Below are 13,039 nucleotides of genomic sequence, written 5' to 3'. Positions count from 1 at the left end.
TGCTAATTATCGTTAACCGTATTCAATTTTCTTATTATAGTTCATGATTTATTTAGTATAAAGTTACCACCATAAGAAATAAAAAACAATAAGAATAATCACCACGAACAACGCGGTCCAGTTGAATATACGATCCGTATGGAACAAAGAGCGCAACAGCAATCGATCCGCATCATCCCCTTTCGGGTTCTTTTTCCCCATCAAGACCAGAATGGCACAACAGAGCAAGAATATGATCCCCATGCGATCCAGCCAAGGCAACGATGGGAACAAATACTTAAACACGAACGAGAGGACGAATGAGGCCACCGCCGATACCAACGCGCCGTTGGACGTAGCCCGCTTATAGAAAAAGCCCGCCAAGAAGATACTCAACGCCCCCGGACTGACGAACCCCGTGAACTCCTGGATGTACTGAAACGCCTGATCCAACCCCGATAACAAAGGAGCGATACAAACACCGATCAGCATGGCCACCAAACTCGTCATCTTCCCGACACGCACCAAATGCGAGGCATCCCCCTCCGGGCGGATATAGACCTGGTAGATATCCATCGTGAAAATCGTAGAGATGCTATTCATCATAGAAGCCAAGGAGCTTACAATCGCAGCGGTCAACGCGGCGAAGGCTATGCCTTTCACGCCGACGGGCAGCAAATTGCCCAACAACCACGGATAAGCCTCATCCGGCTTGCTCAAGGGAGCATCCAAGGCAAACGCCGCGATGCCCGGAATAACCACCAGCAAAGGGATAAGCAATTTGATGACGCCCGCGAACGCCATTCCCCATTGCGCCTCCTTTATATTCTTGGCGGCTAACGCTCGTTGAATGATATACTGGTTACATCCCCAATAATACAAGTTGGCCACCCAAAGACCGCCCAGAATCACCGACAAGCCGGGAAGATCCATATAACCGGGATGGGAAGGATCCAAGATCAAGTGAAACTTATCCTCGGTCTTGAGGTAAAGCGTCTCGCAACCTTTCAGCACACCCTCGCCGGCACCTAGCAAATCCAACGCGATATAAGTGGTAATCAATCCGCCACCTACCAAGAAAAATACTTGAATGACATCCGTAAGGGCGACCGCCTTCAATCCCCCGTTTATCGAATAAACCACGGCGAACAAGGCCAGGCCGATCACCCCGTACAATAAAGGAATCCCCATCACGCTCTGTATCGTAAGCGCACCCAGATACAGGATGGAGGTAAGATTCACGAAGACAAACACGATCAACCAAAAGAAGGCCATCACGGTCTTGACCCGCTTGTCGAAACGTTCCTCAAGGAATTGAGGCATCGTGAATATGCCCCGCTTCAAGAATATCGGGAGGAACCACTTCGCCACGATCAAGAGTCCCAACGCCGCGATCCATTCATAAGTAGCCATCGCCAGACCGATCGCATAGCCTGACCCGCTCATTCCCACAAACTGCTCAGCCGATATGTTCGAGGCGATGATCGAAGCACCTATAGCCCACCAAGCCAAACCACGTCCCGCCAAAAAATAGTCGTTCGCATCCTCCACATGCCCCTCTTTCTTCCGGGAGACGTACAAACCTACAAACAAGATCAATACACAATATAAGACAAAAACACTTAGATCTATAGGTGATATATTCATGGTATTACTATTTTTTAGATAACGGAATTAAATACGACGGAAGGGATAATGGTTCTTGCCGGGGCTCATGCCGGTAGAAGCCACGAACAAACTTCCGCTGAGCGGATACGCCTCTCGCTCCCGCATGGACAGCCCATCCATAGCGGTCGTTATATAAAGCAAGCCGTCCCGTCCAAACGTACAAGAGGCGACATTCGGCACAGGTACCTCCACCTTATCCAACAACTCGCCGGAAAGAGGGTTCCATACACAGACACCGAAACCGCCCCAATGCGCGATCCACAGATTTCCATCCGCGTCGATCGTCATGCCATCCGGCACTCCCATATCCTCCGGGATCTCCAACGCAGGTTTCTCATACGATAATTCCCCGCTCCGCATATCGTACCGATATGATTCGACCACGTGGCGACCGGAGTCCACATAATACATACGGGAACCATCCTCGCTCCAAACGATCCCATTCGGGATACATTGCTTATCCAACATCTTATGGATGGACAAATCCGGATCGACCCGGTACAACGCCCCCGTCTCGGAATGATCGGACAAGTGCATCATCCCCAACCACAAGCGTCCTTCCGGAGAAGCCTTCCCGTCGTTCGGCCGCATCATCCCATCCGTGGGGAAAAGCTCCCGTAAAACCTCTTGCTCGCCTGTCCGCAAGTCATAAGCGATCAAACGCCCTTGCAGGGAGAGCAGCAGCCTCCCGTCGGTCATCGGGACAATCGTGGAAACACGAGCCGGCAACCGGACCGCAGCATACGCATCCCCGTCCGGGGAATAAGTATGCAATAAACCGCCGTTAATATCGACCCACAAGAAAAGTCCCAAATCATTCAACCAAGTAGCGGCCTCTCCTATCGAATCCTTACATTCATATAATAATGTAGCTTTCATTCCCTCGTATCTAATAGGTTACACATCGTCTTGCATCAAGGCAGAACGTCCGCCGTCCATCAGAATCGTCGTACCACTGATAAACCGGGCCATGGGAGAGGCCAGATAGACACATAGCGCCCCGACCTCCTCTACCGTCCCGATCCGTTTCACGGGATGCAGATTCTCGGTTCTCTGCCGTTCAGCTGCCGGATCCGGGAAAGAGGCGAACCATGTATCATTCCCTGCCGTATCTATAAACCCAGGTGCGATACCTACGGTACGTATCTCAGGCCCCCACTCAATCGCTAAACTACGAACGAGACCCGTTATAGCCGTTTTTGTCACATTATAAGGGAAACAGCCCGGAATGGAACTAAAGGCATGGTTGGAAGTCATTAACAAAATGGCCCCTTCATCCGCTTTCTCCAGATAGGGCTTGCAATACTTCGCCAACCGCCAATGAGAAGCCAAATTCAAATCTAGGTTATGTCTCCACTGTTCCTCATTACAACCCGCTGCCCCTTCAAACACATTCGCTCCGGCATTAGAAACCACCACGTCCAAACGACCGAAAGTTTGGATAGTAGACTCCACCAAAGCCGCCAATTCATCTGGTTGCGTCACATCCGTCTGCACGTAAAGGGCTTTCACGCCCTCTGATTCTATAGCCGCACAAAACTCCTTAGCACTTGGATCATCCACCGGTTTACGGGCACATCCGGCCACATGGGCACCGGCATGGGCAAACGCACGTGCCGTGCCGTAACCTATACCCGATGACACGCCGGTCACCAATACAACCTTATCCTTAAGATCTATTATAAAACTCATTCGAATCAAATATAAAAATTAACCGGAGCGTTCTCCGTGATACCCGGATGCGCTTCCATTTCCTCCTCAACCAAATCAACGCCCAAACCCGGACGATCGGACAGATGGAGCATACCGTCATATACCATATCCGCTATCGGATGATCGATCACACGGTCACGCCAAGGCACATCATTAAACATGAACTCTTGACGGAAGAAGTTCGGTATAGAAGCACATACGTACGAAGAAGCCAGCGTAGATAACGGTCCATTCGGATTATGAGGAGCGATCAATACGCTATATGCCTCAGCCATCGTAGCCATACGTTTCATTTCAGACGGACCTCCACAACGGGTTATATCCGGCATGATCACGTCGCAAATATGATTCTCCAAGACAGGACGTATGCCGAAGCGAGTATAATGACGTTCGCCTACGCAAATAGCCACATCCGATGGGATACGTTCCCGCATCGCCCGCAAAGTCTTGGCACTCTCAGGACCTGCCGGTTCCTCATACCATGCGATATCTAGCTTAGACAGGCGTTCGGCCATCTTCACGGCGATACGGTAGTTCAACATAGCATGCGTCTCAATCATGATATCCGTTTCCGGTCCTACCGCCTCGCGTACCGCCTTGGATACATTGAAGGCCAGATCCTGTTGTTCAGCCGTAAGTGTCAAGTTAGAAGCCAAGTCTTCCCCATAGAAATAATTCGTATGGGCGAACGGGTCAAATTTCAAGCCGGTGAATCCAGCCTCACGTACCCTCTTCGCCTGATCGAAATAATCCGCCTCGTTATGTCCGCCTCCCGTAAACCAATAATTCGCATACAATAAGATATCTTTCCGGTAAGCGCCCCCCAACAACTCATAGCAAGGAACACCCAGCACCTTACCTTTCAAGTCGAGCAACGCCATGTCAATACCACTGATGGCGCAAAGGCTGGCACCATACGGGCCAATCCAGTTCAAGTCGCGGTACAACTTCGTCCAGATAAAATCCGTTTTCATGGGATCCAAGCCGATAATACGTTTCCCCACATGCTTAGCCGCCTCATATACGATCGGGCTTCCCGGCCAGTTCGTAGCCTCTCCAACCCCAGTATACCCCTCGTCTGTATAGATTTTCAATAAAGTCCAATTATACTTGATACCTTGTACCAACCATACTTTTACATCCGTAATTTTCATCTCTTCTGTTCTATTTTAAAGTATTACATTATTCCATACTTATCAAACGCCTCACGGGCTTTCATGCCTTCCTTAATTTTCTTCAGCACGACCCGCTCGCCTCTCGCCTTTTCCAGCGCACGTTCGAAGACCTCCTCCTCGATCTCTCTCGGAACGACACAAACACCGTCTATATCGCCGATGATCATATCGCCGTTGTTGATCCTCACGCCCTCCATGTCGATAGGAACACGGTAGTCGATCACCTTGCCGCGAGGCGCCTGATCCTGCGCATAAGGGCCATAAGAGAAACAAGCGAAATCCAGTTCCAAGATCCCCTTCGTATCACGCGAATACCCATTCACCACGGCTCCAGCCGCCTTGCATTGCATGGCCCTTGCACTCATCAGCTCTCCCCATAAGGCATATGCGGGCGATGATCCGGAGCAGATATATACCTCGTCCTCTCTCAAATCGTCCAACGCTTCCAGCATCAATCCGAAGGAGCGTTTCAACAGCGGGTTATTCCCGGCATCCGTCAAGTTATCCAACACATCGGCCTCCAACACGGTCATCGCCCTTCCGGCGATAAACATATCATCCCGCAAGGGCCTTATCCGAGGTGGCAAAAACTGGTGCGTATATCCCATCTTATCCATGATATCGCCGATCACAGCGGTATACAGCTCATTCTTGATTAAAGCCAGTAGCGATTTGTCGTCACTCCATTCTTTCATTTTTTCCTTCATTTATTTAGTTAATAAAATCGTATTCCTATTTCAACAGATCGCTAGGCGACACACCCACCAACTGCTTGAATATACGGGAGAAATATTGAGGTGAGCGGAAGCCACACTCAAAACAGACCTCTTTCACGCTCAACTCCGTAATACGCAACAGCTCTATCGCCTTGTTTATCCGTATCTGATTCAAGTAATCGACAGGCGACAAATTAAGATGCTGGGAGAATATCTTACGCAAGTACCGTTCACCGATACAGGCTTCTTCCGCGACATCCCCTATAGAGATATCATCCTTATAATGTTCCCGGATGTAATTAATCGCCTTTCTCATCGTATTGTTGGAAGACAGCGGAAAATAGGTCTCATCCATGTGTCGATAGATCAAGATGAGCAGCTCTGCGTAATACATCACGACTAAGTGCTCATAGTATTTATTGCGGGTATTCATCTCTGTCACGATACGCTGGATAGCTCTCATGATACGGACATTGTTCACGATCTTGATCAAACGGTTGGCCGATGAGAAGATACTCAAAGGGGTTAGCGAGCGGCCGACATCCAGATAATCCTCGAAATGACCGAATACCTCCGGCAGGAACTCCAGTTGCATCAACGTGCATCCTTCCGAGCCAGCCTGAAAAGAGTGGGGAACATCCGAGCAGATAATCATCAACTCGTTCTCGCGAAAACTTACACTCTCGTTCTCCAACCGAATAATGCAACTTCCCTTTTTCACATAATTAAGCTCCAACCTGTGATGAGCGTGCTGGCCAAAACGTTCCATCGGGAGAAAAGAGACAAAACGGAACACATCCGCCAGTCGCTTTCCCTCCAAGGTACGCATAATTTGACCTATACTACTGAATAAGGTACGATTCTCCTCTTCCATGCTTCTCTATCTTTAAATTACACTTGATTTCCAGCTAGTATCCGGATATTTAATCGATATCACAAAAATAAGATATATCCGCTAAGTATTCTACATATGACACCCATAGGCAAGCATACAAACAGGTACTATTCGTCGAAAAAGTTATCTTATTCGGAACTAGATCTGATAAACTTCCGAAAAAGTCATCATCGGCGATTGTTTATTCCGTATAAGTCAAATCGGAGAAACCTGCGGACAGCCGTCTCGAGAATTCAATACATAACTTTGCCATACATTATTTATCCAATAAAACATTTTCATAAAATGGGAACAAAAATCATAACATTTGGCGAGATCATGCTTCGCCTGTCTACGCCTGGGCACTTACGTTTTTGCCAATCCGACACGTATGCGGCTACCTTTGGTGGTGGAGAAGCCAACGTAGCGGTCTCGTTGGCCAACTTCGGGTTGGAGACGGAATTCATCACACGGCTTCCGAAAAATGACATCGCGAACGCTTGCCTGATGGAGTTGCGTAAACATGGCGTAGGAACCCGGCATATTCTATACGGCGGGGACCGGTTAGGCATTTATTTCCTTGAGACAGGAGCCGTGGCACGTGCCAGCAAAGTGGTTTACGACCGTGCCCACTCAGCTATTTCCGAGATCGAGCCGGGAATGATCGACTGGAAAACCGTATTCAATGGAGCGAGCTGGTTTCACTGGACCGGCATCACGCCAGCCATCTCACAAGGAGCGGCAGAGGTATGCCTAGAGGCGATCAAGGCTGCCAACGAACTGGGTATAACCGTATCATGCGATCTCAATTTCCGCAAGAATCTTTGGAAATACGGTAAATCCGCGGCAGAGGTAATGCCGGAGCTGGTTGCCGGTTGTGACATTATTCTGGGGAACGAGGAGGATTGCGAGAAGGTATTCGGCATCCGACCCGAGAACTTCGATGTCACACATACGAACGGCGAGGTAGACGCTTCCGGCTTCGAGTCGGTTTGCAGGCAAATGAAAAACCGGTTTCCACGGGCCCGGAAGGTTATCATCACATTGCGCGGGGCGATAAACGCCAACCATAACACCTGGGGAGGCGTACTGCTGAGCGACAACCGTCTTTATGAGAGCAAACGCTATGACATAACCCATATCGTAGACCGGGTAGGCGGCGGCGACTCATTCATGGGAGGATTGATCTACGGATTGAATCGGTATCCGGAGGATGACCAAAAAGCACTTGATTTCGCTGTAGCCGCCAGTTGCCTCAAGCACACCATTTATGGGGATTTCAACTTGGTCTCGGTAGAGGAAGTAGAAAAACTCATGGCAGGCGACGCTAGCGGAAGAGTATCCAGATAAACCGATTAAATCATTCAATAATAAGAATCATAAAAACATATGGCTAGATTCAATCTGTTACAAACCATCAATACAGTGGTATCTACCGGAATCGTCCCGGTATTCTATCATAAAGATCCTGAAGTCGCGAAAAACGTGCTGAAATCCTGTTACGAAGGCGGCATACGTGTATTCGAGTTCACGAACCGGGGAGATTTCGCCCATGAGGTATTTTCTGAACTATCCAGATTCGCCGCCACGGAATGCCCGGAATTGGTATTGGGCATCGGATCAGTGGTAGAACCTGCCACAGCTGCCCTTTATATGCAATTAGGAGCAAATTTCGTTGTCGGCCCTTGTTTCAATCCCGACATAGCGAAAACATGTAACCGCCGAGGTGTTCCCTATATACCCGGTTGCGGATCGGTCAGTGAGATCAGCGACGCACAAGAAGCCGGTTGCGTTATATGTAAAATATTCCCCGCCGGAAATGTAGGTGGCCCCTCTTTCGTAAAAAACATCAAGGCCCCATTACCTTGGGCCATGATCATGGCAACCGGAGCGGTAGAGCCTACCGAGGAAAATCTCAAGAAGTGGTTCGAGGCCGGGGTTGTTTGTGTGGGTATGGGAAGCAAGCTCTTTCCGAAGGAAAGCATCCAAGAAAAAAAATGGGATGAGATCAGCCGACTCTGCGCAAACACGCTCTCGATCATCTCTTCCAATTTCACAAAATAAGTAGAGACGGGGCACGCCCCGTCTCTCTCTTATCAGTATCCCTCGTTCTGTACCATATTCTCATTCCGGTCTAGTTCCACTTGAGGGATCGGCAACAGATATTTACGAGCCGGTAAGAATTTACGTTCTTCCAGTATGATATAATTACCATTCCACGTCACCTCGCCAGTAGTAGAGTTCACCGATCCGTCCCGACAACCGATCGCCTGTCCATTCAATAACTCAGGGCCAAGGTCCCAACGTTTCAAGTCGAAATATCTCAATCCCTCGAAGGCAAGCTCCACACGACGTTCGTAACGCACGATTTTCTCTGTCAAACTCGTTACCGCCGGCATTCCGGAACGCTCGCGGATCGCATTGATATAGCGTAATGCTTCCTCTTTTCCCGAACCTGTTTTCAACGCACATTCGGCAAACGTCAAATACATCTCGGCCAAACGGATGACCATCGTGTTCACATCGTAATTGTTGGCATCTTCCACCGACATAGGATAAATATGCTTCTTTACTAACAACCCTCCGCGGGAAGCAGCGGCGTTCACATGATAATCATCATTCGACTGCCCGTTTATCAACTTATCCAATGGGTTATAGATACGTCCGTTGTACTCTTCTCCCGGGCACAAAACAATCTTTTTCAAACGAGGATCACGATCCTTGAAAGGCTTATTGTCATCATAGCCGGAACCTGCCTCATCGATAAACTTACCGTTTCGCATTTGGAAGGCTTCTACGAACGGCCATAAGGCATTCAAGGCAGACCAACCGCCTTCGATCGCAGGAAGATTCAATTGCGGAATCATGTTCTTATACTGATCCTTTATATATTGCACATCCAAAATAGACTCCTTGTTGGATGTTTCCGCCTCAGGATAGAAAAGAGTCTCGTAATCCGGGTACAACTCATAGCAACCCATAGCGATCACCTTAGCCGCATCTGCCTGAGCCTCGGCGTATTTCCCCAGATATAGCTCAAAACGAGCCTTCAACGCCAATACCGCCCCCTTGGTGATATGGCCACCCGACTGAATCTGGTTTTGCTCCGGTAGAGCGTTTTCGATAGCGGCCAGCTCTGTCAACACGAAATCGATCACCTCATTTTGTGGTGTACGAGCCATATTCGCCTCCTCAGCATTCGCGAATACCTTTGTCACCAAGGGTATATCACCATAAAACATAACCTTGTTGTAATAGTCGTAAGCCCTAAGGAAACGTACCTCTGCCTTATAACGTTCTTTCTTTGCCGCATCCATCTCTACGGCATCGATCTTCTCCAAGAAGTTATTGTATTTGCGAATACGGTCGTACGTAAACCATTCTGTAGCGAATTCGTCGATCCAAGGAGACTGATGTCCCGGAGCGGAAGTCGGCAGGATCTGCCCATTTCCTAACGCCTGATAATTATAGTCGAACTGCTCATAACCATTATCGGTAGCGGCATCCAGGAAAACGATATTCGTAGCGCTCTCCCAACCCCGGTAGCAACCGGTCAAGGCTCTATCCGCATCGGTTTCCGATTGCCAGAATGTAGCGTCCGATAACTGATCGGCTGGCGTTACATCCAAAAAACTGTCGCCACAAGAAACCAAGGCAAAAGAGAGCAGCGACATTCCCGTCATATAAAACTTATTCATTTGAGTATTCTATTTAAAATGTAACATCTAAACCTAACGTATAAATAGCGACTTGCGGATAAGAAGATCCCGCAGCACCATTAGGACCTTCCGGATCGAAGTCTTTCGGAAGCCCAGAGATCGTAAATAAATTCTGCCCACTGACATATACACGAGCACGTCCGATTCCCACAGATTTCAATAGAGATTCCGGCAAATTATAACCAACTTGCAAATTCTTCAAGCGCAAATAGCTCGCATTCATCGCCAAAAAAGAACTCATGACACGATTATGCGACTGATTGATCAACAAACGGGGGTAATGGCCTAAGCTAGTCACCTGACCATTCTCCACGATCGTACGGTCAAGATGCTTCTCCTGAGCATTCGCTCCATCGATAAATCCCCACATAGACTCGCGGTCTACCGTACGATATACATCGGCTGCACCTTGGAACGCAGCAGAGAGATCGAATCCCTTGAAACTCATGTTCAAGTTAAGTCCGAAGGTAACATTCGGAATGGTGTTACCTAGTACGACACGGTCTTCCGCATCTATCTTACCGTCTCCATTTTGATCCTTGAACTTCAAGTCGCCTCCCTTGACCAAGGAAGAATGAACCGGACTGCTGGCGGCCTCTTCATCCGACATAAAGATACCTATGCATTCATACCCGTAGAATGAATCCCACGACTCTCCCTCCATCCGGATCTTATCACCCTTGGAAGGATTCAAGTATTTCTCCACCTTATTCTTATTAAACGCCACATATGCGTCTACCCCATATTGGAAATCGCTCACGCTGTTCTGATGTCCGAATGAAAGTTCGACACCCCGGTTCCGCATAGCGCCGGCGTTAGAGACCGGAGCCTCCAATCCATAAATCAAGGTTACGGGAACCTTCGTCAGGATATTATCCGTATATCGATCGTAATAATCGGCGGAGAAAGAGAACAGGCCATTCTTCACGCTCAAGTCAAAACCCAAGTCAAACTCTGTGGCTGTCTCCCAAGAGATATCGGGATTGTTAGCCGCCGTTTGTGCAGCACCGTCAGAGATTGTTCCGTTAAACGGATAATTCTGTCCCAATGCGATCAACGCAATATATTGATAATCATCCATCCGATGATTACCCAACTGACCCCACGATCCTCTGATCTTTAAATTATCCAACCACTCGATCGACTCCATAAAAGCCTCCTCTGAAATACGCCATCCGGCAGAGAATGAAGGGAAATATCCCCAACGATTTCCACTGGCGAACTTAGAAGAACCATCCGCACGGAAATTAGCCTCCAATAAATAACGGCCGGCATAATCATAGTTGATACGTCCGAAATAAGAGCCAATATTCGAGTCGAGCGCTTTTCCCTCGTTGCTCCATCCATCCGTAGAACCGCCGTTCAGTTCATCCAGATCATTACTCGGGAAATTCTTCCGGTACGCCTTCGTTTGATGATAACGATACGACTCGCGAGAGACACCCAGCATACCTTTTATATTATGCGCCCCGATTTGCTTCTCATAATTCAATAAAGCCTGAAGGGTTACCGTCATTTTCCGCTCCCACATATCATTCACGCTATTCGGTCCCTGTACGGTTCCATTTCCATAACGAATCTCTTTGATATGGATTTTCTCTTCTTTCATGTCATAATCCACACCAGCTATCCCTTTCAAGGTAAGGCCCTCGATAATCTTCAATTCCGCAAAAGCACTCCCCAAAGCATGCACGGCTTGGGTAGTACCCTTTCCTCCCGCTTCCAGCCAAGCGATCGGGTTTCCGTCGATATGCCGTCCCCAAGAACCATCCGAGTATTTGTTTACGTACATATTTGGGATACGATTCGCTTGGCGAAAGAACTGTGCCAAATCGTCCGAGTTATTATAAGGAGTGGTAGGTACCGAGATATCCCGATACGACAAACTACTATTCACGCCGAAAGACAGACGATCGTTCACCTTGCTATCCAAATTAATACGGACATTGTAACGGTCATAGTCCGTATTCTTGGTCAGACCCAACTGGTCATAATATCCCAAAGAGACGGCGTAGCGTGTCGCTTCCGTTCCACCGTTCAAACTGATATTATGATTATGCGTGAATCCGCTACCTTGTAATAGCGCATCCATCCAATCCGTATTCGGATAATTGTCCGGATCGGATCCATCCCGGTATTTCTGTATATCTTCCGCAGAATAAGCGGGCGAGGCTCCCTCGTTCCTTAAACCCTCATTGTACAGCTCCGCATATTGTGCTGAGGAAAGATGTTTCTGGCGATTGATGTCTTTCTGGAATCCGACATATCCGTTGTAGGTAATGGAAGGTTTACCCGTCTTACCTCGTTTAGTCGTGATAAGAATCACACCGTTAGCCGCACGGGTTCCGTAAATAGAAGAAGCTGCGGCATCTTTCAATACGCTCACACTCTCAATATCATTCGGGTTGACATCATCCATGGAAGATTCCAATCCATCCACCAAGACCATCGGATCGGAATTATTCATCGTACCGATACCACGTATGCGAATTGAGGTCTTCTCACGTCCCGGCAATCCTGACGATTGAGTAATCGCCACGCCCGGCAACTTACCTTGCAACATACTGGTTACGTTCGTGGCAGGCATCCCCGACAACTTCTCAGAATCCACACTGCTGACAGAACCCGTAAGGTTCACTTTCTTCTGTGCACCAAAACCTACGATAACCACCTCTTCCAAGGCTTGTGAATCCTCTTTCAGTAAGATTGTAACCGAGGTCTTATTTCCCACCTCCACCTCTTGCATCACATAGCCGATATAAGAGATCTGCAAGACCGCATTCTCGGGGACTTGCAAAACAAAACGTCCATCCAAATCTGTTATGCTTCCTTGCGTAGTTCCTTTTATTACGACATTCGCTCCAATAATGGGCTCTCCCTTAGCATCTGTTACAACTCCCGTTAACTCTCTTTCTTGTTGCGAGTGGGTTACGCTCTCAACATCAAAACTCGTCCTTCCCTTTTCTGAGGCTTGCATCGCTCCCGTAGAGAAAGCGAGGGCAATAACAGCCGGCAGAAAATACTTTCCTGCGATCTTACAGGAAATGGCTTTTCCTTTTAATTTGTCCATAAATAAATTATTAGTTGTTCAACCATGCAAAATTCGGTATTTCGAACAACTAATAACTTATATTATAACCCTTTATACTTAAGCATTGCGGAATATATACTTAGGAAACGATGCACTAATCGGAA

Annotated in this window: 10 protein-coding genes; 2 read left to right on the top strand and 8 right to left on the bottom strand. The window is 48.1% G+C overall.

All coding sequences use genetic code 11. From position 1 onward, the window contains the following. Positions 1–63 precede the first annotated feature (63 nt). Genes DWY79_RS09105 through DWY79_RS09080 form a run of 6 tightly spaced genes read right to left on the bottom strand, consistent with a single transcriptional unit; the run spans position 64 to position 6,125 of the window. Positions 64–1,626, bottom strand: coding sequence for a sodium/sugar symporter (locus DWY79_RS09105; protein ID WP_233563955.1), 1,563 nt, complete (start codon positions 1,624–1,626; stop codon positions 64–66). A gap of 27 nt (positions 1,627–1,653) precedes the next feature. Next, complete coding sequence (locus DWY79_RS09100) at positions 1,654–2,526, bottom strand: SMP-30/gluconolactonase/LRE family protein (protein WP_122143868.1); 873 nt, start codon at positions 2,524–2,526, stop codon at positions 1,654–1,656. Positions 2,527–2,544: 18 nt separating this feature from the next. Then, a complete protein-coding gene (locus tag DWY79_RS09095; protein ID WP_122143867.1) occupies positions 2,545–3,339 on the bottom strand; it encodes an SDR family NAD(P)-dependent oxidoreductase in 795 nt (264 codons plus the stop codon). A gap of 5 nt (positions 3,340–3,344) precedes the next feature. Next, positions 3,345–4,514 carry a mandelate racemase/muconate lactonizing enzyme family protein gene (locus DWY79_RS09090; protein WP_122369225.1) on the bottom strand — a complete coding sequence of 390 codons (1,170 nt, stop codon included), beginning with the start codon at positions 4,512–4,514 and terminating at the stop codon, positions 3,345–3,347. 23 nt (positions 4,515–4,537) lie between these two features. Further along, complete coding sequence (locus DWY79_RS09085; RefSeq protein WP_122143930.1) at positions 4,538–5,230, bottom strand: RraA family protein; 693 nt, start codon at positions 5,228–5,230, stop codon at positions 4,538–4,540. A gap of 37 nt (positions 5,231–5,267) precedes the next feature. Further along, positions 5,268–6,125 carry a helix-turn-helix domain-containing protein gene (locus DWY79_RS09080; protein WP_122143865.1) on the bottom strand — a complete coding sequence of 286 codons (858 nt, stop codon included), beginning with the start codon at positions 6,123–6,125 and terminating at the stop codon, positions 5,268–5,270. A gap of 306 nt (positions 6,126–6,431) precedes the next feature. On the opposite strand from DWY79_RS09080, the gene DWY79_RS09075 reads away from it, so the two are divergent. Both DWY79_RS09075 and DWY79_RS09070 read left to right on the top strand, forming a co-directional pair. Further along, positions 6,432–7,475: a sugar kinase gene (locus DWY79_RS09075; RefSeq protein ID WP_122143864.1), complete on the top strand. Its 1,044-nt coding sequence runs from the start codon at positions 6,432–6,434 to the stop codon at positions 7,473–7,475. Between the two features lie 39 nt (positions 7,476–7,514). After that, on the top strand, positions 7,515–8,189 hold the full coding sequence (locus tag DWY79_RS09070; protein ID WP_122143863.1) for a bifunctional 4-hydroxy-2-oxoglutarate aldolase/2-dehydro-3-deoxy-phosphogluconate aldolase: 675 nt from the start codon (positions 7,515–7,517) through the stop codon (positions 8,187–8,189). Between the two features lie 32 nt (positions 8,190–8,221). Here the strand turns inward: DWY79_RS09070 and DWY79_RS09065 are convergent, their stop codons facing one another. Next, the gene (locus DWY79_RS09065) at positions 8,222–9,823 is read right to left on the bottom strand and encodes a RagB/SusD family nutrient uptake outer membrane protein (protein WP_122143862.1); all 1,602 of its coding nucleotides are present in this window, start codon (positions 9,821–9,823) and stop codon (positions 8,222–8,224) included. A 13-nt stretch (positions 9,824–9,836) separates the two neighbouring features. Further along, positions 9,837–12,914, bottom strand: a complete 3,078-nt coding sequence (locus DWY79_RS09060) for a TonB-dependent receptor (RefSeq protein ID WP_122369224.1) — start codon at positions 12,912–12,914, stop codon at positions 9,837–9,839. Positions 12,915–13,039: the final 125 nt, after the last annotated feature.

The organism is Parabacteroides sp. AF27-14, assembly GCF_003635425.1.
GTDB lineage: Bacteria > Bacteroidota > Bacteroidia > Bacteroidales > Tannerellaceae > Parabacteroides > Parabacteroides distasonis.
Note: the sequence above shows the minus strand (reverse complement) of the source record. Positions and strands in the feature narration are given on the sequence as shown.

Coding starts and splice junctions, on each gene's coding strand:
- DWY79_RS09065 (WP_122143862.1), bottom strand. CDS start 9,823: ATGAATAAGTTTTATATGACGGGAATGTCGCTGCTCTCTTTTGCCTTG.
- DWY79_RS09090 (WP_122369225.1), bottom strand. CDS start 4,514: ATGAAAATTACGGATGTAAAAGTATGGTTGGTACAAGGTATCAAGTAT.
- DWY79_RS09095 (WP_122143867.1), bottom strand. CDS start 3,339: ATGAGTTTTATAATAGATCTTAAGGATAAGGTTGTATTGGTGACCGGC.
- DWY79_RS09075 (WP_122143864.1), top strand. CDS start 6,432: ATGGGAACAAAAATCATAACATTTGGCGAGATCATGCTTCGCCTGTCT.
- DWY79_RS09070 (WP_122143863.1), top strand. CDS start 7,515: ATGGCTAGATTCAATCTGTTACAAACCATCAATACAGTGGTATCTACC.
- DWY79_RS09060 (WP_122369224.1), bottom strand. CDS start 12,914: ATGGACAAATTAAAAGGAAAAGCCATTTCCTGTAAGATCGCAGGAAAG.
- DWY79_RS09080 (WP_122143865.1), bottom strand. CDS start 6,125: ATGGAAGAGGAGAATCGTACCTTATTCAGTAGTATAGGTCAAATTATG.
- DWY79_RS09100 (WP_122143868.1), bottom strand. CDS start 2,526: ATGAAAGCTACATTATTATATGAATGTAAGGATTCGATAGGAGAGGCC.
- DWY79_RS09085 (WP_122143930.1), bottom strand. CDS start 5,230: ATGAAAGAATGGAGTGACGACAAATCGCTACTGGCTTTAATCAAGAAT.
- DWY79_RS09105 (WP_233563955.1), bottom strand. CDS start 1,626: ATGAATATATCACCTATAGATCTAAGTGTTTTTGTCTTATATTGTGTA.